Below are 22,539 nucleotides of genomic sequence, written 5' to 3'. Positions count from 1 at the left end.
ATTTCTAATCATTTTATTGATTCTTTCTGCGGTTTGACGATCAGGTTTCGCCACCGCGCATAGAATCCGAAAATACCAATTAGAAACGGAGACTGTTGTCCATGATCTTGCCGCGCATTGTGCAGCCTGTCGTGACCGCGCTGATGCTGGCGCTGACAGGCATCCTGCCGGCCCATGCCCAGCTGCCAGCGGTGAACACCGATCCGGCGCGCAACGGCCACGACGACGGGCAGGACAAGGGCGTGCAGAGACGAGGTCACCGACATCGACAACCGCCTGCCTGGGCAGCGCGAGACCGTGCGCAGCTACGGCTGGTATCTGCGCAAGTTCGTCGACGACACGCAGGCCAGGGGCGCTACCCCGGTGGTCGCGTCGCTCATCCCGCGCAAGGCCTGGATCGACACCGGCCCGCAGGCGGGCACCATCCGCCGCAACCGCGCCGACTACGCCGGCTGGGCGCAGGCCGTGGCGCAGGCAGACGGCGTGGCCTTCATCGACCTGACGCTGCCGGTGACCGATGGCTACCATGCGCTGGCGCGCCCGGGCCGTCTTTCGTACCACCTGGTTGCGCCAGAGCGCCGGCCAGCCCTGCATCATCACATCGCATCGCCATACCCAATAACAATCGATCAGGTTCACAAGGAGACTTACCACATGCATTCCCGGACACCGCGCCACACCCTGATGGCCATCGTCATGGCCGCCGCATTCCCGCTCGCCGCCAGCGTCTCGGCACAGGACGCGCCGCCGCCGCAAGAGAAGGGGCCGGCACCGGCCGACGCCATGCTGCATGCGCTGGACGTCACCTATCCGACGCCGTACCGCGCCATGCCGGCGGCCGAGGTCAAGGCGGTGCTGGACCGGGTGTTCGTGTATCTCGATCGCACCACGCCGGCGGAACTGGTCAACAAGCGCACCGGCGCGGCGGTGACCGACCTGTCGAAGGCCGATCCCGAGTCGGTGCTCAAGCCGGGTGACTTCCGGCTGACCAGCTATGAATGGGGCGTGACGTATATCGGCATGCTGGCGGCAGGCCAGGCGACCGGCGATACGCGCTATCTCGACTACGTGCAAAAGCGCCACGCGCTGCTGTCGCAACTGACGAAGACTTACCTGCCGGGCGTGCAGCGCGATGCCGCCACCGCCCAGGCGCCGATCAAGAGCTTCCTCAACCCGCATGCGCTCGACGATGCCGGCGCGCTGTGCCACAGCTTCATGAAGGCCAAGCTGGGCGGCTCGAAAGTCGACTACGGCCAGATGATCGGGGTCTGCGGCGACTTCGTCACGAAGCACGAATACCGCCTGAAGGATGGCACGCTGGCCCGCGGCGGCCCGGATGGCAAAGGCGGGCGCAAGATGCGGCCGCTGCCCGACACGATCTGGCTCGACGATATGTTCATGGGTGTGCCGACGATCGCTTACCTGGGCAAGACCACGGGCGACACGCGCTACTACGATGACGCGGTGCGCCAGGTCACGCAATTCTCCAGCCGCATGTTCAACCCTGCGCTGGGCCTGTACATGCATGGCTACGTCGAAGGCGCTAGCCAGCATCCCGAGCTGCGCTGGGCGCGCGCCAACGGCTGGGCGGTGATGGCGATGGTCGAAGTGCTCGAGGTGCTGCCCGCGAACCACCCGGGCCGCGCGGCCGTGCTCGAGCAGCTGCGCGCGCACATCCACGGGCTGGCCAGTTACCAGACCAAGGACGGCTTCTGGCACCAGCTGATCGACCGCAACGACACGTACCAGGAAACGTCGGCCACCGCCATCTATGCCTACGCAATCGCGCGCGCGGTGAACCGCGGCTATGTCGAGCCGGCGGTGTACGGCCCGATGGCCAACCTGGCCTGGAATGCGGTAGCCAGCAAGGTGCGCGCCAGCGGCGAAATCGAGGGGATCTGCGTGGGCACCGGGATGGCGTTCGATCCGGCCTTTTACGCCTACCGCCCGACCAGCGTGAAGGCGGCGCACGGTTATGGCCCCGCGCTGCTGGCCGGCGCCGAGATCATTGAGCTCAACAAAAAGTTCAAGTTCGGGCTCAATGACAGTGGGTTGATGTTCCAGGGCGGGCGCGACTGAGCCTGCTCACGGGTGCCGATCCGCTTGGCTGTCGGGGCACGCAACGCAGCGGATCGGGACATGCATGGTGATCGACTGGCGCGTCGCGATGAGGCCGGGCCATCGGGCTTGCAGCCCCGGTGCGACCGCTCGCGCACAGCATCGCCGATGTGATGGCGCGGCGGCACTGCACCTGCGCGTGTACCGGCTAACGATACGTCGGGTGGCGCGGGGAGCTGCCTGGTCCGGGATCAGTCGCGCGCCGTGCGCCATTCCTGCGGATTGGCTGGCTGTTCGTGCTCGCTGCCGCAGTTGGTGATGCGCTGCTTGCCATGTTGTTCGATCACGTCGACGCTCGTCGTGGTCGCGCGCTCGGTGATGCAATAGATGCCGAGGGGTGTGACCACGCGCACGCGCCGCGCGCCATCGCCGCCATCGTTGACCAGTTCGACCACCTTCGGCGCTTGCCACCAGCGGTTCGGCGCGAGTGCGGCGGCGTCGTCAAAACCCCTGACCATGCGGATCTGTGGGCTGTCGCGGGGCACCACGATGTACGCCTTGCTGCTCTTGCGCAGCTCACGATCGATGGCGCCGGCATCGCGCCTGGCCTGGTCGAGGATATGGCGGGTGTCGTTGGAAGGCGGCGCCTCTGCAGCGACATCGACAGACGCAGTCGGCGCCGGCGCAGCTGCAGCCGGCCCGGGTGCAGCTTGGACCGTGCGCGATGAAGTGCCTGTCGAGGTGTGTGCTGAGGTGCGCATGGAGGTGCGCATGGAGGTGAGCGGCTGCGCCGGACGTTCACTGGCGAGGCCAGGAGGATCAGTACGCCTGGGCACTGATGTCGGTCGCACAGAAGGCGGCAACCGCACCCACTGAATAAATTCTTCCAGTTGGCCAGCGTCGACACGCGGCATCTGGCGCGTTGCCTGCCACCCGGCCAGCATGGCAGCGTGCAGCAGCAAGGTCACGCCGATGCCCGCGAGGCGATGTGCCGGACGTGCCGCTACGGGCAGGGCAAGGCTCAACGCCCAGCCCCGGCGGCAACTAGCGGCGGGGGCGATAGGGTTCGCAGCCGATGCCATCGCCATCGCGGTCCAGGTGCGCGCCATATCCTGGCTCACCGATGTGCACGGGCGCGGCGCCCGCCGCACGCGCCTGCGCGCAATTGGCGAAGCTGCCCGCGCCACGCGCTGCGGTGCGCAGCCCGACCTGCGTCGGCGCCGGTTGAAGAGCGCCGGCATGCGCGCCAGCCGAACCCATTGCCTTTGCCGGCGGGCGATGGCAATGGTAGTCGCCCGTCTTGCGGTTGACGTGGCACCCGTCGGCATTCAGGCCGCCGCCGTGCGCCTGCACCCCGGCTGCCAGCATGAGTCCCGTGCACGCCAGGGCCAGTCGGAGCGTCATCGCCATGCAGGTTCCCTCAAAAAGTCGTCCAGGCGGCGCATTCGAATTGATGCCCGCAACACATGTTCTAAGTGAATTATACGGGCCGGAGAATGGCGAAATATCGCCAAATCTCACGCCATCAAGTGCGCGGCCGGCCGACCGGCGCTGCTGGCGCGCTCTGCCCACGGTCGGCGCGGTTCTTGACGAAATACGCGAACAGGTACGCGTCGCGCGGCGGCGCCAGGCGTGCGCGGCCACCAACGTTGTCGCCAGCAATGTCGCCAATGTTGTCGCCAACAATGCCGCCAGCGATGCCGCCAGCGAAAAGCGACAGCGCGCTGCGCCGCTTCACCGCGCGGCGCCCGGGCGGTCATCGCGCTTGCCGTCGTCGCCCAGTGGCCGTGCCTGTGTGCGGCCGGGGCTGGGCGGTACGGTGAAGGCAGTCACCGGATCGGGATGGCCCGGATCGAAACGAAAGTCGGGCACGAGGTGCCTGGCCAGCGGGACGTCCGCCTGGCGCATGCCCAGCGCGACCGCCTTGGCCATCAGGTAACTACCGTACGGGCTGTGGTGCGTGTTGTCGAGCTTGCCGGCGGTCGACGTGGCGAAGGCGGCTTTCGAGCCTTCCACGCCGAGCGCCACGTACAGCGCCTGGCTCATGGCGTTCAGGTCGATGAACGGCACGCCCAGTTCGCGCGCCGACTGGCGCGCCGCTTCTGCATAGTCCAGCAGCGACGGCTTGAACGCGCCCGCCGCATCAAACGCGCGCCGCTCGACCGGCGAGACAATCACCGGCAAGCCGCCGCGGGCGCGCACCGCGTCCACGTGGGTCTTGATTTCCGCCTTGTAGGTGGTGAACGGGCCGCTCGTGCCATCCTTGGCCTGCTTCTGGTCGTTGTGCCCGAATTGCATCAGCAGCACGTCGCCAGGCAGCATCGCGCTCAGAATCTTGTCGATGCGGCGGCGCGCGAGCGAATCGCGGTAAGTCTCGCCCGATTGCGCGTGGTTGGCCACGGCCACGGCCGGACCAAACAAGCGCGGCAGCATCTGGCCCCAGCTGTTATATGGCTCGCCTGGCTGGTCGCTGACGGTGGAGTCGCCCAGCAGGAACAGCGTCGGCACGCGCGCCGGCACGATGCTGACGCGGCGTACTGCATTCTGTTCGCCATTGAATTCCAGTGTCAGGCGCGTGTCCCAGTTCCAGGCTTCGGTTTCCACTTCACGCGGCGCCTTCAGTTTTACTTCACCCGGCGCGACACCGGGGACGGCGGCGATGCGCGGCGTGCGCACGTTGACGATGAAGGTGCGCAGGACGGTCTGGCCGGCGGCGGCCGGGACGTTCTCCAGCATCAGCCGGCGCAGTTCGGATTTGACGGTGGTGGACGACGGCGCGGTGTCACTGCCCAGTGCGACCGTCACCGCGTAGTTCCCCTCCGGGAGGTCGACCGAAAAATAGCGGGCGCCGGACTGCGTGCCCGGCTCGAAGCCGTAGCCGCGTTCAGGCGTGTAGGTTGTACTGGGGGCGACTTGCGTGTAGCCGACCGGCGCGGCCCCGGCGCCGAACGCGAACCGGGCAGGCGTGGCGGCATGGACCTGGGTGGCAAGCAGGGCGACTGCGGCGATGAAACCTGCCGGCCAGCGAGGCAACGTCGTCATTTACCGCTCCGCCGCCAGCTTGATGCGTACCGGCGAGCGCAGACGCGCCGCTTCATCGGCCACTTGCTGCTGCCAGTCGCGCTGGGTGGCGAATGGACTGCCGCGCGTCCAGGCCGCGCCCACGTAATGGGTCAGCGGCTGGCCTGACGTGACCGGCGCGAGCACCAGCGCATTGCGCTCGTCGGCGGCAAAACCGCCACCGGCGCCGCTCGCTGCCGGCACGATCAACGCCACACCGAAGTCGCCCAGGCTGCGCTGCGTCACCCACTGCACCAGGCTGCCGTCGGCGCGCCGGTCGCTGAAGTCCACCTTCACTTCCTGGCCCTTGTCGCTGGGGCGCTTGTTCAGTCCCACCGCAACATTCAGGCGCGCCGGGCCGGTGAACGTGAACGTGCTGTCGATGCGGTCGAACCAGCGCCCGGCGTCGACCGTGAAGCGCTTGACCTCGGTGACCTTGACGCCTGCTGCGTCCCAGGCGTCGTAGTGCAGCTCGAAGACGGTGCGCACCGGGCCGCTGGCCAGGATGTGCCAGTCGCGGTAATTGGCGCCGACGTGCAGCTTCGTGCCGTCCCAGATCCCCGTGCCGCCGGCGCCGCGGGTCGGGCCGACGTTGTACATGTCGATGCCTTCGCCGCCGTCCACGTGGTAATGATCGTGCCCGATGTTGTACCAGCGGTCGACGATCGGGTAGGGCACCCGCTTGAACCAGATATCCATGCCGCTGGTGACCAGCACTTCCTTGTCGCTGCCACCCGGCGCCGGGGCAGACAGGGCCGGCCCGTAGGCACGGTGCGCCAGCTTGTCGTTCTCCCACGCGAAGTCGTCGAGACGCTCCTTCACAAAACGCGCATCGGTGCGGGGCGGGAACGGCGCCACGACTGCATCGGCCCGTTCGACCGTGAAGGCCGCGCTCTTCTCGCCGGCGGCAAAGTCGTGCTGGAACAGCAGCTCGCCATAGGCCGCGCCGACCATATTCGGGTCCTTGGCCGTGGCCGCGAGATTGGTCACCTGGTACGGCAGCACCTTACCGGCGGCGTTCTTGACGATCAGGCGCTGGGACGGCACCTTCGGCAGGGCGGCGTCGACCTGGGGCCAGGGAATGGCGATGGTCTCGGCGGGGCGCGCAATGGCCAGGTCGTGGCTGACCGTGACGTTCAGGCGTTCGGCCGCATGCACCTGGGCGGCAAGGGTAGCGGCAAGGGCGAAAAGGGAAAGGCGTGGGTTCATATCATATCGCTATCGAGTCGTATTGGTCTGCGGCGGCGTGGCCATGCCTTCGCCAAGGAAGAAACTCGGGTGGGGCGGCTGGTTGTAACCGCCATTCTGGGCGGCTACCTGCACCCGGTACTGGCGGTCGCGCATGAGCGGCGCCAGGCGGTGCGTCGTCGGGATGGTGGTGGAAAACACCAGGAGTGCATCATCGTTTGCGCTGCGCCAGACGACCTCTTCGCGCCAGTCGCCCAGCAGGTCGGCCGACAGCACGGGGTTGGCCTTGGTGCCGTTGTTCGAAGCCGCGCCGAACTTCGCCCCGTCGAGCAGGGGATCGAGCCGCTGCGTCTGCGGGTTCCACTTCTCGATGCGGGTGCCGTCGAGTGACTCGCGCAGCAGGTCGCCGTCCCACCACAGGGCGAAGTTGAAGGCGCGCGGACGGACCGCTGACACCTGCACGCCGCCCGCGCTCATGATGCCGCCCTCGGGACTGGCCAGACCGCCGATCGCGGCCCAGCATTCGTTGCCCGGCCAGGCTGGATCGATGTCCATGCAGATGCCGCGGCCGACATCCGTGCTGGCGTCCATGCGCCACAAGACCTTGCCGGTGGCGGCATCGTGCATCTCCGCGCCGTGGCCCCGATAGCACTTGGGCGACTCGTGGACCATGAATACCTGCAGGCCCGCGCGCGCCGGGTCGTGCTGGCCGACGTGCAGGGCGTCGCCGTGGCACAAGCCGGTGCTGTACATCAGCGTGCCGTCGCTCTTGACGGTGGCGGCGCCGTACACAATGTCGTCGCGGCCATCGCCATCGGCGTCGGCCACGGCCATCCAGTGTGCGCCCTGGCCGGCGGCGGCTGCATTGGCCGGAGCGAGGCTGTCGAATACCCAGCGCTGCGTGAGTTTGCCGCCGCGCCAGTCCCAGGCCGCCAGCACGGCGCGCGTGTAGTAGCCGCGCGCGAACACGGCGCTGGGCTGCTGCCCGTCGAGATACGCGACGCCGCCCAGGAAGCGGTCGACCCGGTTGCCGTAGGCGTCGCCCCAGTCTTTTGAGGCGCCGCGTGGCGGCAGATAATCGGTCGTGGCCAGTGCCGCGCCGCTGCGGCCGTCGAACACCGTGAGAAATTCAGGTCCATCGAGCACATAGCCATCCTTGTTGCGGTAGTCGGCGTTGGCTTGCCCGATCACCTTGCCCTGGCCATCGATGCTGCCGTCGGCGGTCTTCATCATGACTTCGGCGCGGCCGTCGCCATCGAAGTCGTAGGCGAGGTACGTCGTGTAATGGGCGCCGGCGCGGATGTTGCGCCCCAGGTCGATACGCCACATGAAGCTGCCGTCGAGGCGATAGGCGTCGATCAGCGTGGGACCGGTGTGGCCGCGCTGCGAATTGTCGCGCGCATCGGTCGGCTGCCATTTGACCAGCAGTTCGTAAGCGCCGTCGCCATCGAGGTCGGCGGCCGAGCCGTCATTGATCACATAGGTGTAGGGCTTGCCGTCCGGCGCCACGCCTCCGGCAGGTTTGCGCACCGGGATGGTCAGGTATGACTGGGGCCAGGCGGCAACAGGCTTGCCGCTGGCAGCGTCTTCGACGTCAGCGCGCACCGGGCGCACGCTGTAGTTGCTGCCGGAGGGCGCGCCGGCGTCGAGGAAGTTCGTGATGGCGAGGGGCTGCGCGTTGACGGGCGCACCGTTGCGATACAGGTTGAAGCGGATGGCTGCGTCGTCGCTGGCGGGCGCGCGCCAGCTGATGAAGTTGCCTTCCTGTGCGCGGATCGCCACCACACCAAGGTCGCTTGGTGCGTGGTGCTGGCCTGGTGTGGCGCAGGCCGTGCACGCCGCCGCGAGAACGCCCAGGGTTGCGCCGCGCTGCAGTGTCTCGATGAGGGAAGGCGTTGCCATGGTGTCGATCGTCTTCGGCGAAAATGCAAACGAGTATTCATGCAGCGCTACCGCGCTGTCAACCGGATGGCGGCGCAGCAGCCCAATCAATCATGGGCGTGAGCATTCGCGCCGGAGCGAGATTTTCAAGCCGGGCCAATGGACAGCGACATGTGCGCCGACGTAGACTGCCGCATCGTCACGCTCACCGGATCTCCATTGTCGCTGCCATGATCATATCGTCTGCCCTCGATTTTCGCGATGCCGCGCGCCGCCGGCTGCCGCCATTCCTGTTTCATTACCTCGATGGCGGCGCCGGCGCCGAGCAGACCTTGCGCAGCAATGTCGCCGACCTGCAGGCGGTGCGGCTGCGCCAGCGCGTGCTCAGGGGGAGTGAAGATCTCGATCTGGGCGTGACGTGGTTCGGCGATAAATATTCCCTGCCGATCGCGCTGGCGCCGGTCGGCTTGACCGGCATGTATGCGCGGCGCGGCGAAGTACAGGCGGTGCGCGCGGCCTGCCACCGCAACATCCCGTTCATCCAGTCGACCGTGTCGGTGTGTCCGCTGGCGGAGGTGGCGGCGCAGGCATCCACGCCGATCTGGTTCCAGCTGTACGTGCTCAAGGACCGCGGCTTCATGCGCGACATGATGCGGCGCGCATGGGAGCTCGGTTCAAGGACGCTGGTCTTCACCGTCGACATGCCGGTGCCAGGCGCGCGCTACCGCGATGCGCACAGCGGCATGAGCGGGCCGCATGGCCCATTGCGGCGGGTGCTGCAGGCCATCGCCCATCCACGCTGGGCCTGGGATGTCGGCCTGCATGGTCGTCCGCATGACCTGGGCAATATCTCAACTTATCTGGGCAGCGCCACCGGCCTGGCCGACTATATAGGCTGGCTGGGCGCGAACTTCGATCCGGGCATCGCGTGGAACGACCTGCAATGGATTCGCGACGAGTGGCAGGGGCGGCTGGTCATCAAGGGCATCCTCGATCCGGATGATGCCCGTGATGCGCTGACGTTTGGGGCCGACGGCATCGTCGTGTCGAACCATGGCGGGCGCCAGCTCGATGGCGCGCCGTCGAGCGCGCAGGCGCTGCCTGCAATTGCCGACGCGGTGCGGGGCAAGATGACCGTGTTTGCCGATGGCGGCGTGCGTACCGGGACCGATGTCTTCCGCATGCTGGCGCTGGGCGCCGATGGCGTGCTGCTGGGCCGCGCCTTCGTGTACGCGCTGGCCACGCACGGCCAGGCGGGTGTCGAGCGGCTGCTGCAGATCATGGAAAAGGACTTGCGGACCACGATGGTGCTCACCGGCGTGCGTTCGCTGGACGAAATCGGGCCCCATTTGCTGGTGCGCGCATAGCGGTGCCTGAATGTCCGTGGCCGCCGCGCCATTGCTCATGACGCTGATTGATTGGTGCGAATCGCGAAAAGTGCCAGCGAAGAGCAGGCACGAGACGACGCTGGAATGCTAAGATTTTTGCTCCCGATTCTTCATGAGGCAGCACGATGTTCCCGTCCAAGCCAGCGCTCTCCGTCATCGTCTCCCTGTCTCTGTCTCTTCCCCTGTCTCTGTTGTCATCGACCGCATCTGCTGAGGTCAGTCTCCCTTCGATCATCTCGGATCACATGGTCCTGCAGCGCGGCGCCAGTGTTCCGGTGTGGGGCCGGGCTGCCCCTGGCGAGTCTGTCACGGTGACATTTGGCAGCCAGGTGCGCGCCACGCGCGCCGGGGCCGATGGACGCTGGCAGGTCGCCCTCGCGCTCGACGCCGTGTCCCGCACGCCGGCCGTTCTCACCGTCAGCGGGGAGGGTAATGTCGTCGTGGTGCGCGATGTTCTGGTTGGCGAGGTCTGGCTTGCAGCGGGCCAGTCCAATATGGAAAAGCCGCTGGGCGACAAGCCGAAACAGAAGCCGACCCTCGATGCCGAGGCCGACATCGCCGCTGCGGACCATCCGGAACTGCGGCTATTCAAGGTGGCCAAGAAAAAATTCACCCAGCCGCAGGAGGACGTGACGGGGACGTGGGTCGTCACCACGCCGGCCTCGATCGAGCAGACCAAGTTCTCGGCCGCGGCCTACCACTTCGGGCGCATGCTCAAGACAGAGCTGGCGAGCCCCGTCGGCCTGATCGATGCCAGCTGGGGCGGCACCCGGATCGAGCCCTGGACCCCGGTCGCCGCCACAGGCGCGGCAAGCGACACTGGCGGCAGCGAGACCAGGCAATACACGCCTTCGGCAATCTACAACGGCATGGTGGCGGGACTGGTGCCCTTTGGGCTGCGCGGCGTCATCTGGTATCAGGGCGAATCGAACATCGTCGACGGCGAGGACCCGGCCAGCTACACGTCCAGGATGGAAGCCCTGGTGGCCGGTTGGCGCGGGGCCTGGAAAACGGCGTTCCCGTTCTATTATGTGCAGGTGGCGCCGCATCTCTACCATATCGTGCGCAAGGCAACGGTCAAGGATCGCGATGCCCTCCCTCGAATGTGGGAAGCGCAGGCGCAGGCGCTGCGTATCCCCGACACCGGCATGGTCGTCACCACCGACCTGGTCGACGACCTGCGCGACATCCATCCCCGTGACAAGAAATCGGTGGGCCTGAGACTGGCCAGCCTGGCGCTGTCCGATACCTACGGCAAGCGCGGGATCGTGGCATATGGCCCCGTGTTTCGCAGCATGGCGGTGCGGGACGGCAAAGCGGTGCTTGCCTTTGATTTCGCGGACGGCCTGACCGGGCGAGACGGCCAGCCACTGGACTGGTTCGAGATCGCCGGCGCCGACGGCCATTATCATCCGGCCAGCGCCATGATCGAGCGCGGCCGCGTGGTTGTCGCCAGTGCGAACGTCGCGCAGCCGGTGACCGTACGCTTCGCCTGGGATGAGTCGGCGCAGCCGAATCTGGTCAACAAGGCAGGCCTGCCGGCGCTGCCGTTCCGGTCCGACCATCCGATCCCGGCCATCCGCAGCAGCGGGCAGTGAGCAAGGACGCACGTGAACAATATTCGTACACTATCGCTGGCGTTGGCGTTGATACTGCCAGCGGCGACGGCCTTCCCTGCGCCGGCTGCCGAGCGCTTCGATATCGCCATCACGGTCGACGACATGCCGTCGCACGGCAAGTTGCCGCCGGGGATGACGCGGCTCGGCATCGTGCAAGCGCATCTCGCAACGCTCAAGGCGCACGGGGTTCCCGAAGCCTACGGGTTCGTCAACGCAGGCAGGCTCGCCGACGACCCGGGCAATGCCGCCGTCCTGGACGCATGGCGCGCCGCCGGCTACCCGCTCGCCAACCACACCTTCAGCCACCTGAACCTGAACAAGGCCGCAAGCCTGGATGCCTGGACCGCCGACGTGATCGCCGGTGAACCGGACGTCGCCGCGCGCATGCAGGGGGCCGACTGGCGCTACCTGCGGTTTCCCAACCTGGCCGCCGGCGCGGACCGGGAGCGCAGCGAAGGGGCGCTGGCGTTCCTGGCGGCGCGCGGTTACCGCGTGGCCGACGTCAGCGTGGCCTTCAGCGACTGGGTCTATACGGATGCCTACGCGCGCTGCGTCGCAAAGGGCGACAGTGAATCCGTCGCTGCCATGAAGGCGCACTATCTGAAGGCCGTGGAGCGCGGCATCGCCGGCATGAAGGCCGCATCGCGGCAGGTCTACGGGCGGGTCATTCCGCAAGTGCTGCTGACGCATCTGGGCGGGTGGAGCGCAGTGACCTTGCCGGACGTGCTGGACCGGCTCGACGCCGCCGGCGCGCGTTACGTGGCCCTGGCCGATGCCCAGGCCGATCCGGCCTACCGGGAAGCCGGCAGCGGCAGCGTCGTTACCCGGACCGCCCGCAAAAAGGGCATCCGGCTCGCGGGCGTCGACGGCGACGGCGATGGCGCGCCGGCCCTCGACATCGGGCGTCTGTGTCGCTGAACCCGGCAAGAACACCACCGGGCGCTGGCGCCGCGGCCTGATCGAGGTCGCGTGGCTGGGGCGCAAAGCCGACGTGGTGCTTCCCCCTGAGACGACGGCAAGGTTGGCGAACGGGACGATCGTGTCCGGCAAAGGGCGGCACACGATTCCCCGGCTCGCCTGGGGCCGGCACGACTGCCGCCCGCGCCAACGCACTACGGCGCCCGCTTCGGCTACCCCTTCTGCTCTGCTCATCCTTTCGTTTTTCTGACCATGCGTCGCATTCCTGAGTGACTGTTGCGTCAATACGCACGCCGGTTCGCGAATAACTTCGTGTATTTATGTCAACTGGATTGCATTAAGAAACGTTAATCAGACACATTTCGCTCGCGCCCAGTCGCGGCCAGGCCGATTCACGCAGAATTTGGAGAATGAATGACCCGTTTGAAAGTCACGCCGATCTACGCCGCCATCATGCTGATGACCGCGTCTGCAGCGCCAGCGTTCGCGCAGGCAGTCATCGACACGCCGGTTGCAGCGCCGGAGCAGGCGGTGCCCGCGGCAGCAGCGCCTGCGCCAGCGGTCGCACCCGCAGCCCCCACCGTCATCAAGGTCACCGGCCTGCGCCAGAGCCTGCGCACCGCCGAAGACATCAAGCGCGACGCGGCCCAGGTGGTCGACGCCATCAACGCCGACGACATCGGCAAGTTCCCCGACCGCCATGCGGGCGACGCGCTGCAGCGCGTGGCGGGCGTGCAGGTCGGCCGCGACCGCGGCGAGACCAGCAACGTGACCATTCGCGGCTTGCCCGACGTCGCCACGACGCTCGACGGCAACGAGATCTTCACCGCCGCCGGGCGCCGCCTGGCCTACCAGGATTTGCCGGTGCAGTCGATCGGCGGCATGGAAGTCTATAAATCGGCCACCGCCAACCAGTTCGAGGGCGGCATCGCCGGCGCCGTGAACATTCGCCTGCGCGCGCCGTTCGACGCCAAGGGCGCCGTCGCAACCGGCTACGTCGAAGACCGCGTCAACCAGACGAGCGGCAGCAGCAACACAGGCGACAAGCACAGCCCGGGCGGCGGGTTCCTGGTCAGCAACCGCTGGGACACCGACTTCGGCGAAATGGGCGCGCTGTTCGACGTCGCCGTCAACCGCGACAACTGGGCCTATCCGGTGCAGTACAACGACCGGCCGTCGAACGTGTTCTCGGTGCGCCCGGACGGCACCGCGACGCGCCTGGGCGAGTCGGCGCCATTCGCGCCGCTGGGGCCGGATGAAGTGCTGGGCCAGTTGCCGCATATCGGCGGCATCTACAACCAGGGCGCGCGCGAGCGCCAGAGCGTGCACGGCGCGTTCCAATGGAAGATCAACCCGCGCACCACGGCCACCGCCCAATACCTGGGCATGGGCTACCAGGGCCGCACGTCGGTCAACTACGCTTTCTCCAACGTCGGCGCGGCGCCGCGCCTGACCGGCGTCACGCTCGGCCAGCAGGCCAATGGCTGCGCCACGTCGCTGGGCGCCATCTGCCCGATCCTGACAGCGACCGCGCCGGCCGCGCAATTCGGCGGCGCCAACGACTGGGATCCGTACACCGCCACCAGCACCTGGGGCCAGAACGAACGCACCGCCACGCATTACCTGAACCTGGGCCTGAAGTACCTCGATGGCCCATTGAGTGTCGAGTCGCAGGTGGGTTACACGCGCTCGAAGTTCGTCAACGACACCCTGATCGTCGACCAGCAGGCCCCCGGCGTCAGCGCCAATGTGTACGCGTTCGGCGCTGACGGTCATGGCGGTTTCAATGCGATCAGCAAGGGCGGCAACGCCAATGTGCTGCAAGACCCGAACGCCTATGTGCTGCGCGGGATGGTGCAGAACTGGAACGAGCAGACCGGCTCGCAGCTGCAGTGGCGCACCGACGCCGTGTACCGGATGCCCGGCGACGGCGCCTTCAAGGCGTTGCTGGGCGGCGTGCGCCTGTCGTCGCGCAAGGCGAGCTACCACGGCGCCGAAGGCCACGCCGATTTTACTGGCACGCGGCCAACGCCGATCGGCGCCTTTGGTCCGTCGTTCCAGCAACTGGTGCCGGGGCTGGATCGCCTGGGCGGCGCCTGGAGCGGTCCGTCGGGCGACTTCCTGATCGACCAGGCCGATGCCGTGCGCAATGGCTACGGCCTGGCCAGCGGCCGCATCGCCGAAGATCCGGCGCGCGCGTTCGACCAGAAAGAACAGAACGTCACGCTGTATGCGGCCGGCCGCTGGGATCACGAGATCGCCGGCGTGGGCATCAAGAGCGAAGCCGGCGTGCGCGTGGTGCGCGTGAACCGCGACCTGCGCGGCCAGAGCCGCATCGGCGATGCGGTCACCGACATCGACCAGTCGACGTCGGAGACCAATGTGCTGCCAAGCGCCACGGCCACGATCGGCTGGCGCGACAACCTGCAGTCGCACCTCTCGGTGGGCAAGACGATCACCCGGCCCGAGTTCAATGCGCTCAATCCGTCATTGTCCCTGATCCCGCCGACGGTGAACGTGCCGGGCAGCGGCGGCGCCGGCAACCCGCTGCTCGAGCCGACCAAGTCGACCAATCTCGACGCCACGCTGGAGTACTACTTCAAGAAGAACGGCTACGCGCAGATCGCGCTGTTCCACCGCGATATCGACGGCTACCAGCAAAGCTTCACGCAGGATGAGGTGATCGGCGGCGAGATCTACCGCGTCACGCGCCCGCAAAATTCGGGCAAGGGCCGCCTGCGCGGCGCCGAATTCGGTATCCAGAAGTTCGCCGACTTCCTGCCCGGCGCCTGGAGCGGGCTCGGTGCGCAGTTCAACGCCACCTATATCGACGGCGACACCCAGTCGCGCACCGCGTTCGACAGCGACCAGTTCACCACCACCGCGCTCACCGGCGTGTCGCGCCAGAGCTATAACTTCGCGCTGCTGTACGAAGGCAGCGGCTTTACCGGCCGCCTGGCCGCCACGCGCCGGGGTGACTACGTCGAGCAGATCGCCGAAGCGCCGTTCGGCCAGGACCGCATCGTCAAGGCCGCGACCTTCGTCGACCTGAGCATTGGCTACGAGATCAACGACCACGTGTCGCTGCAGTTCGACGCCATCAACCTGACGCGCGCGAAGTACGAGAGCTCGCTGGGCCAGTACCAGCCGCGCGACATCCGCTACAACCCGACGACGTATGGCCTGAGCCTGCGGTTCAAGATGTAGCGCACGATTGCCATCGGGCGAGTTCGATCAGGGTGGACATATCCCAGCCTGGCGTGGCCGTGTGTCACCGGCGTGACACCCGTCCAGTGCGGGCGCCGCACTTTTTTTCATGCTCCTGCCATGCCGATCGTGGACAATAGCGGTTTGCCGGCCATGGGAGCCGGCCCGATCACGAGACTTCCATGTACCTGACCCGCTGCATATCGACCCTTGCCGCCATCCTCATGCTGACTGCGTGCAGCGCCTCTCCGACCTTGCGCCTGATCGGTACTGGTCAACTGGCGAGCGACCTGCGCGTCGACGATACGCGCGTCGGCGGCCTGTCCGGGATGGATTACGACGCGGCCAGGGACGAGTGGCTCCTGATCAGCGACGATCGGGGCATCCACGGCCCGGCGCGTTTCTATCGCGCGCGCATCGCCTACGATGTGCGCAGCGTCGGCGCGATCGCCATCACCGGCATGCAGCCCGTGACGCAGGCTGGCGGTGCGCCGTATGCGCGGCGCGGGGAGCCGGGCCAGGTGGCCGATCTGGAAACGCTGCGCATCGATCCTCTGGAGCGCAGTCTCTGGTATGCCGGCGAAGGCGATCGCGCCGCGCGCTCGCCGATGCTGATCCGGCGCGCCGGCATGGACGGCGCGCTTCTCGGCGAGCTGCCATTTCCGGCGGGGCTGCAGATCCAGCCGGACTCCCTGGCGGGCGGACGCACCAACGCCGGGCCGGAAGGCATGAGTTTCAGCGTCGACGGCAAGCACCTGTGGATGGCGATGGAGGGCGCGCTGCTCCAGGACGCGCCGCCGGCTGGATCCGGCAAGGGAGCGCTCACGCGTATCAGCCTGCTGGATCGCCAGGGCGCAGTGCTGGCGCAGTACGCCTATCCGCTCAACCCAGTGCTGCCGCCTGGTCGCCCGAGCGGCTACAGCGACAACGGTATTTCCGAAATCCTGGCCATCGGTCCGCGGCGCCTGTTGGTGATCGAGCGTGCCGGCCGTCAGATGGAACACGCCTTCGAATTCGACGTGCGCCTGTACGACGTCGACCTGCGTGACGCGACGGTGATCGATGCGAACGCGCCCATTGCGGCGGGCGTGCGGCCAGTCGTCAAACGTCAGTTGCTGGCCAGCGCCCAGTTGCCGCCGGGGTGGTCCGATAACTACGAGGCGATGGTTTGGGGCCCGAAGCTGGCAAACGGCCACCGTTCCCTGGTGATCGTCTCGGACAATAATTTCAGGGACGGGCCGACGCGCGTTCTTGTGTTCGATGCGGGACCGGACGCGAGCTGGCAGTAGACGCCGGCGTCAAGCCGCAGGCGCAACGGACGCGCCCTCGATGCCATGGCGCGCGAGTGCTTCATCCACGAACCCGCTTGCCTTCATCTCTTCGATAAACTGCGCAAGAAATGCCGCAGCATCTTCGCCCCGGCTTTTCGGGGTGCCCATCGCCTGCCCGATGACCATGAAGCGCTCCCCCAGCAGCCGCAGGCCGCCGATGCGATGCGCGTCCGCTTCCAGCTGCTGGCGCACGCCGGCAGCCACGTCGGCGCCCTGTTCGATGAAGGTATCGACCACGGTCGGCGACGTCGGCGAGCGCACGATCCGGGCCTGCTGCAACGTGCGCGTCAGGTACAGATCGTAGGCGCTGCCTTTGCCCACCACCACCCGATGCGCCGCGGCGTCGACCTCCTCGTTCGCGCGCAGGGACGAATCGTCGCGCACCAGATAGCAGCCTTCGATCAGCACATACGCCGCCGTGAACGCGATGTGCTCCCCGCGCAGCGGATCGATCGCAAAGAAGCCGATGTCTGCCTGCTCACTCACCACCACGTCCACCGACTTGCCGGCCGCATCGACCACGACCAGCTCGAGTTCAACGCCCAGCAACGCGGCAAAGCGTGTCGCAAGGTCGACCGACACGCCGCGCGCGGCGCCGTCGGCATCGCGGCAAGCGAGGATCGGATTGCCCAGATTGATCGAGGCGCGCAGCGCGCCTTGCGGCGTGAAGGCGGAACGGATGGATGAGGTGAGGTTCATGGTGGCTCGCGATTCAGGGTGATAGTAATGTCAAGGACCGCTTGACGGCGAACGACACCGCAGCCGGTCCGCTGATGCTTGTGCACTCGGCGCATACCAGTCACTGTTTCCGAGGTCAGTCCATCAGGGCGTCGCAGTGCTCGCATCCTCGAGCACTGGCGGCGTTCGATCGCGGCCAGCACCGCCATCGGCATCGGCTTCGCGACCCCACTCGCGATATTCGACGAGTGACGGCGTGCGCGCCAGGGCGCCGAGCGGCTCGATGCCCATCGCGGCCAGGCGCGCCAGCAGCTCGGCCAGGATCGTTGCGCGCTGCAGCGACCAGGTCGAGGCGAAGCAGCGCCAGAAGGTCCAGCCGGCGCGTTCGAGCACGCGCTGGCGGCCCATGTCGGCCTGCCAGCGGTCCGGGCCATGGAAGTCGTCGCCATCGAGTTCGATGGCCAGGCGCCGGTCATGCGCGCCCTCGATCACCATGTCGATGCGGTAGCCCGCTGCCGGCACCTGCGGAATGACGCGGTACCCGCGCTCGAACAGTTCGGTATACACGTCGCGTTCAAAACCCGATTCGCACAGTTCGATCAGGCTGCTCTGGTCTTCACTGGACTCCAGCGGCTTGGCAAAGTGCTCGACCAGCGTGCGGCGCAGGTCGAGCGTTGACAGGTCTTCCAGCTTCACCGAACGCACGAGGACCATGCGGTCGCGTGCACGCGAGGCAGCCACGTTGAAGCGCTGGTCGAACTGCACGCCGGACAGTGCATGGTGGTTCTGTCGGTCGGCGACCATCGAGAGGAAGATGATATCGCGCTCGCTGCCCTGGAATACGCGCGCGTCGCCGCAGGCGAAATTGCGGCGTACCAGTTCGGCCATGTCGCAGCGCGAACGCACCATCTTGTCGATCAGTTGCGCCTGCTCGGGCCCGAGCAGCGAGACCACGCCCAGCGTGCGCCCGGCCATGGCCGGATTGCGCAGGATGGCGTCGATCTCGGCGACGATGAAATCGGCTTCCGGCCGGTTGATGCCCTTGTTCTCGCGATAGCCGTTGGCGACGAAGACATCGACCAGCGGCGGATCGAGCCGCTCGGAGGCCTTCGGGATGCGCAGCGGCTGGATGAAACCCTGGTAGAACACGCGGTTGCTGTAGGCGATGATCGGCGCGACACTGCGGAAGTGCTCGCGCAGCATGACCTTCGACGAGGCGAACACGGTCGAGGCGATGTCGTACAGCGACATGTCGGCGGTGAGCACCGCCTCGAACGGCTGGCCAGCCAGGAAGCGCCGGCGCAGGTCGGTGATCTTGGCGGCCGAGACAAAGCCGGCTTCGGGCGAGACCTGTCGCTCGTCGCCGACCACCAGGATCTGCTTGCCGCGCAATACCGCCGGCAGTGCCCACAGGTCGGACTGGCTGGCCTCGTCGACGATGACGAGGTCGAACGCGCCCAGCGTGGCCGGCAGCGTTTCGGAGACCCGCGCATGGCTCATGATCCAGCACGGCACGGCCGCCTGCGCATTGACCATGGCTTCCTGCGCGTCGCGGCGGTAGCGGCCCGCGTTCACGCCGGTGCCCTTGCCCAGCTTGCGCATCGAGGTGCGGTAGGTTTCCAGCGCACTGAGGACATTCTGCCCGGCCAGGCGGCGCGTGGCCAGCCACGACGATCTGGACACCAGTTGCTCGTACAACTTCGCCAGACCCCGTTCCAGTTCGCGCCGACGGGCGGCAAGGCCCAGCATCTCGTCGCGGGCATCGATGTTGTCGAGATAGGTTTTCAGGCGCGCCCAGGTCCAGGCGTCGCGCCAGCGGAGCGGGAACACGGCATCGTCGCCGCTCGCGTCGACCGCGATGGTCATGAGGCGCGTTGCCAGCAGGGCCGCGCCATGCTGCGCGACCTGATTCGCCAGATCCCGCACGGTGGCCAGGTCCGGGGCCAGCGCTTCGATGCGGCGCAATTCGGCCAGCAGCACTTCATAGTCGGCGCCCAAGGCGTCTGGCGACAGGGTCGGCTCGCCCAGCGCATGCCGTGCCAGGTGGCGCAGGCGCACGGCGACGGGGCCGTCGGTCCCGGCAAGCACGGATTGCAGCGCGGCGACGGCCGTCCTGGCCTGTTCGAGCTCGGCCCGCGCCAGGTGCCGGCTCAGGTAGTCGCGCACGCGCAGCAGGTCGGCCGCGCGGCCCAGTAACTCATTCGTCGGCGGGTGGCTGAACACCGTGAACGCCAGCATGGGCAGCTGTACGTCGTGCGTCGTGGCCTGCGCATGCGCGGCGCGCGCGGTGAGCAGGACCTGTTCGATGGCGCGCAGTTGCGCCACGTCGGCCACCAGGATCGGCAGCGACAGGTCTGGCGCGAATGCATTCCAGCGCACGGCGAACGAGTGCAGGCGGGTCTGCAGCGCAGCGTAACGCTGCACGTGGGCCCAGTCATCGGTGGATGCGGGCGCCAGGCCAGCCACGCGGATCGCGGCGATGTGCTGCTTGACGTCAGCGCCGGCGAATGACAGCAGACCAAATGGCTTGCCCGTGTCGACGGCGCGCGCGATCGCTTCGATGGCTTTCGGATGCTCGAGCGCTGTCGTCGGCGCGGTCACGGGGCGCTGCATGAATTCGGCGCGCGCGCGCAGCAACGCATCCATCTCGGGCAGCAGCGCCTCGAACGCGCCGCGCTCGGTGACGAACTGCGACTGCCGGCATTTCAGGCGCAGCGCGTGCGCCCACTCGACACCCGTTGCTTCAACTTCGCGTGCCAGGGCAAGCGCAGGCGCCAGCGCCGCCTGCAACGCGCGTGCGGCGCCGAACACCTCGGGCGTCGTCGCCAGTAGTGGCGGCAGCGCGCCACTGGCTTCGTCGCGCGCGATGGCATGCATCGCCAGCAGGGTGGCATGCAGCGCTTTGACGTCCGGCGCCGGCGGCAGGGCGCCGGACGCCGGCAGTCGGGCATTGCAGTAGACCAGATCGGCGCCGAGGCGGCGTCGCGCTTCACGCAGCAGCGCGCCTTGTTCGTCGCCGAACGGCGGCGCATGCTGCGGCGCGAGCGACAGCACGTCGTCGAACCAGCCAAAGCGCACCTGGCCATCGATGACCAGTTCGGCCATCTTCTGCGCGCGCATCTCCACGCCGTCGACGGCAACGGGCGCAAGCTGGGCATGCGCGATCTCGTCGATGCGGGTGTCGATCGCGGCCGTCTCTGCATGCGCGCGGTCGAGCGCCACGCGGCAGGTGGCGATCGCCTCGGTTTCGATTTGCGGGTTCAGGTGCGACAGCGTGTGGATGATCGCCTCGATCGACGCCTGGAACTGGCGCATGCCTTCCTTGTCGCCCGACAGCAGCGCGACGGTGAGCGGGCGGATCGATGCGGGAATCTTCTCTTGCAGGACCTTCAGCGCCGGCTCGCCTTTCGACGTGACCAGGATGCGCTTGCCCGAGGCCAGGTAGTGGCTGATGATGTTGGCGATCGTGTGCGTCTTGCCGGTGCCGGGCGGCCCCTGGACCGTGACGCCGGGCGAGTGCGCAAGTTGCTGGACGATGGTTTCCTGCTCGCGGTTGTAGGGCAGCGGGAAGTACAGTTCACGCGGCTCGCCGCCGTTCTTGGCGCTGCCCGACAAGCCGCGAAACGCGATCGGCTCGTGCTCGGGCACCGCGCTGTCCGGCGCCGTGACGAGGCTCAGCGGCCCGGCCGGCAGATCTTCGCCGCGGTTCACACGCTCTTTCAGGCGGGCGATGTCGTCGATCAGGAAGTGCGTCGCGCGCGGGCGGGCGAAGATCACCCAGCCGTGCGTGACGACGAGGCGCTCGCCCGGCGGCGGGGCCTGCGTGGCGCTCATGTCGTAGCGCGCGTCGGCGCTGACCTGGCCGGCGACCAGTTTCAGGATCGGTTCGATCGTCTCGGGTGCGAATGGCGAGATGGCCGTGTCGCCGCGCGCTTGCAGGAGGCCGCGCGCGGCGCGTTCGACGTCGCCGATGCCCGGCACGCCGCTGGCGGCAAAGGCGTCCAGTTCCAGGCGCGCATCGAGCTGGCGTGGCCGCAGGCCGATGGCGTGCGAGGTCGGGTCGATGTCAATCTCGAGTGCCTGGGTGATGAGCGGGTAGTGAAAGTCGACCGGGGCAGGGGCCCCGATCTGCCACGACGACAGGCCCATCCCCCACACCAGTTCGAGCGGGCGCGCCGCTTCTTCCGATTCCAGCCGGGCCTTCAAGGCAAACAGGTCGGCGTACAGCGTGATCACCTGGCGCCGCGGGCGTTCGCGCGCGGCCCATTGGTGCCATGCAGGCAAATAGGTTTCCAGTGCCTGGGCAGCACTGGCCCTGGCGGCAGCCGGTTCGGGCGCGCCGGCCAGTGCGGCTTCGCTGATCGCCGGCACGTTGCCTGACGGGTCGGCGCCAATGAGCAGGTACGGCGCCAGCGCCGGATCGGGCAACAGGGGCGGGGCGGTCGCCTCGAGCCGGTGCACGCGCAGCCACAAATCATCCTGCTCGGTCTCGACATTGAACTCGATCCAGGGCAGCGTCGACAGGTCGGCAAAGGTTTTCTTGAACTCGCTGACTTTCGCGAGCGTGAACGCGGCAGGGTCGATGTCCTTGGCTTGTTCGACGAGGTAGTCGAGCAGTGCGCTCATGCGCTGGGCAGATGTGTGCATCGGGTGCTTCCCGGCGGGGCCGGTGTGTAATGTGGCGGTCATTGTACAAGAGCCTCTGCCATGCGTGCGGCGCGCACGAACGGCGTGCAAGCGCCATGTTAGAATCACGGCGTCGTGGACTTCTGTACTGTATATGAGACGAGTATTCGTCATCTGCCTGATCCTGCTTCTCCCCCTGAACATGTTTGCTCTGGCCATGGCCGCATCGGCGATGCTGCCGGCCGACGCCTCGCAGCGCGCGCTGGCAACTGAGCCGCTGGTCCAGGTGGCGCCCGCGCCGGTGTTCGCCGACTCGTACCTCCCCGATAACTACAACTGCCAGGCCAGCTGCGACATCGATCCCGATGAACCGCCGGCCGGCGCCGACGTGCACGATTCCGTCAACGAAGACCTGGCGCTGCGCCTTGGCGATAGCCGCAGCGGCGTTCTCGCGCCCCCCTCACTGTCTCGCCCCAGCCATTCCTGGCATCCCCTGTTAAAGCCGCCCCGGGTGGTGTGACGCCTGCTTGCGCCGTTCGATCGGCATCCCTGGCCACGCCACGCGCGGCCGCACGCTCACACACA

At 67.4% G+C, this 22,539-nt stretch carries 16 protein-coding genes; 7 read left to right on the top strand and 9 right to left on the bottom strand.

Annotation, left to right across the window (positions count from 1 at the left end; translation table 11 throughout):
- Positions 1-8: 8 nt before the first annotated feature.
- Positions 9-266, bottom strand: a complete 258-nt coding sequence (locus AB2N08_RS02840) for a hypothetical protein (protein WP_367609092.1) — start codon at positions 264-266, stop codon at positions 9-11.
- A 31-nt stretch (positions 267-297) separates the two neighbouring features.
- Between AB2N08_RS02840 and AB2N08_RS02835 the strand changes: the two genes are divergently transcribed.
- Positions 298-2,079 (top strand): glycoside hydrolase family 88 protein, encoded by a 1,782-nt coding sequence (locus AB2N08_RS02835; protein ID WP_367609091.1) that lies wholly within the window; start codon positions 298-300, stop codon positions 2,077-2,079.
- Positions 2,080-2,309: 230 nt separating this feature from the next.
- Here AB2N08_RS02835 and AB2N08_RS02830 read toward each other — a convergent pair whose 3' ends face one another.
- From AB2N08_RS02830 to AB2N08_RS02805, 6 genes are all read right to left on the bottom strand, one after another.
- Positions 2,310-2,819: a hypothetical protein gene (locus tag AB2N08_RS02830; RefSeq protein ID WP_367609090.1), complete on the bottom strand. Its 510-nt coding sequence runs from the start codon at positions 2,817-2,819 to the stop codon at positions 2,310-2,312.
- Positions 2,820-3,102: 283 nt separating this feature from the next.
- Positions 3,103-3,468: an excalibur calcium-binding domain-containing protein gene (locus AB2N08_RS02825; RefSeq protein ID WP_367609089.1), complete on the bottom strand. Its 366-nt coding sequence runs from the start codon at positions 3,466-3,468 to the stop codon at positions 3,103-3,105.
- Between the two features lie 115 nt (positions 3,469-3,583).
- On the bottom strand, positions 3,584-3,796 hold the full coding sequence (locus AB2N08_RS02820) for a hypothetical protein (RefSeq protein WP_367609088.1): 213 nt from the start codon (positions 3,794-3,796) through the stop codon (positions 3,584-3,586).
- A complete protein-coding gene (locus AB2N08_RS02815) occupies positions 3,793-5,100 on the bottom strand; it encodes a rhamnogalacturonan acetylesterase (RefSeq protein ID WP_367609087.1) in 1,308 nt (435 codons plus the stop codon). Before AB2N08_RS02815 ends, AB2N08_RS02820 begins: the two co-directional genes overlap by 4 nt.
- Complete coding sequence (locus AB2N08_RS02810) at positions 5,101-6,327, bottom strand: DUF4861 family protein (protein WP_367609086.1); 1,227 nt, start codon at positions 6,325-6,327, stop codon at positions 5,101-5,103. It abuts the gene before it with no gap.
- Positions 6,328-6,336: 9 nt separating this feature from the next.
- Positions 6,337-8,208: a rhamnogalacturonan lyase gene (locus AB2N08_RS02805; RefSeq protein ID WP_367609085.1), complete on the bottom strand. Its 1,872-nt coding sequence runs from the start codon at positions 8,206-8,208 to the stop codon at positions 6,337-6,339.
- A 209-nt stretch (positions 8,209-8,417) separates the two neighbouring features.
- Between AB2N08_RS02805 and lldD the strand changes: the two genes are divergently transcribed.
- From lldD to AB2N08_RS02780, 5 genes are all read left to right on the top strand, one after another.
- A complete protein-coding gene (gene lldD, locus AB2N08_RS02800; RefSeq protein WP_367609084.1) occupies positions 8,418-9,554 on the top strand; it encodes an FMN-dependent L-lactate dehydrogenase LldD in 1,137 nt (378 codons plus the stop codon).
- A gap of 266 nt (positions 9,555-9,820) precedes the next feature.
- On the top strand, positions 9,821-11,173 hold the full coding sequence (locus AB2N08_RS02795; RefSeq protein WP_367609083.1) for a sialate O-acetylesterase: 1,353 nt from the start codon (positions 9,821-9,823) through the stop codon (positions 11,171-11,173).
- 12 nt (positions 11,174-11,185) lie between these two features.
- Positions 11,186-12,112, top strand: a complete 927-nt coding sequence (locus AB2N08_RS02790) for a polysaccharide deacetylase family protein (protein WP_367609082.1) — start codon at positions 11,186-11,188, stop codon at positions 12,110-12,112.
- Between the two features lie 414 nt (positions 12,113-12,526).
- Positions 12,527-15,319, top strand: coding sequence for a TonB-dependent receptor (locus AB2N08_RS02785; protein ID WP_367609081.1), 2,793 nt, complete (start codon positions 12,527-12,529; stop codon positions 15,317-15,319).
- A gap of 182 nt (positions 15,320-15,501) precedes the next feature.
- Entirely contained in the window at positions 15,502-16,608 is a 1,107-nt protein-coding gene (locus AB2N08_RS02780) for an esterase-like activity of phytase family protein (protein WP_367609080.1), read from the top strand.
- 9 nt (positions 16,609-16,617) lie between these two features.
- Here AB2N08_RS02780 and AB2N08_RS02775 read toward each other — a convergent pair whose 3' ends face one another.
- Together AB2N08_RS02775 and AB2N08_RS02770 are read right to left on the bottom strand one after the other, a co-directional pair.
- Positions 16,618-17,349, bottom strand: coding sequence for an ABC transporter substrate-binding protein (locus tag AB2N08_RS02775; protein WP_367609079.1), 732 nt, complete (start codon positions 17,347-17,349; stop codon positions 16,618-16,620).
- A gap of 123 nt (positions 17,350-17,472) precedes the next feature.
- A complete protein-coding gene (locus tag AB2N08_RS02770; RefSeq protein WP_367609078.1) occupies positions 17,473-21,975 on the bottom strand; it encodes an AAA domain-containing protein in 4,503 nt (1,500 codons plus the stop codon).
- 133 nt (positions 21,976-22,108) lie between these two features.
- Here AB2N08_RS02770 and AB2N08_RS02765 point away from each other — a divergent pair, with 133 nt between their 5' ends.
- Complete coding sequence (locus tag AB2N08_RS02765) at positions 22,109-22,474, top strand: hypothetical protein (RefSeq protein ID WP_367609077.1); 366 nt, start codon at positions 22,109-22,111, stop codon at positions 22,472-22,474.
- Positions 22,475-22,539 lie beyond the last annotated feature (65 nt).

Source organism: Massilia aurea, assembly GCF_040790145.1.
Classification (GTDB): Bacteria; Pseudomonadota; Gammaproteobacteria; order Burkholderiales; family Burkholderiaceae_D; genus Telluria; species Telluria aurea_C.
Note: the sequence above shows the minus strand (reverse complement) of the source record. Positions and strands in the feature narration are given on the sequence as shown.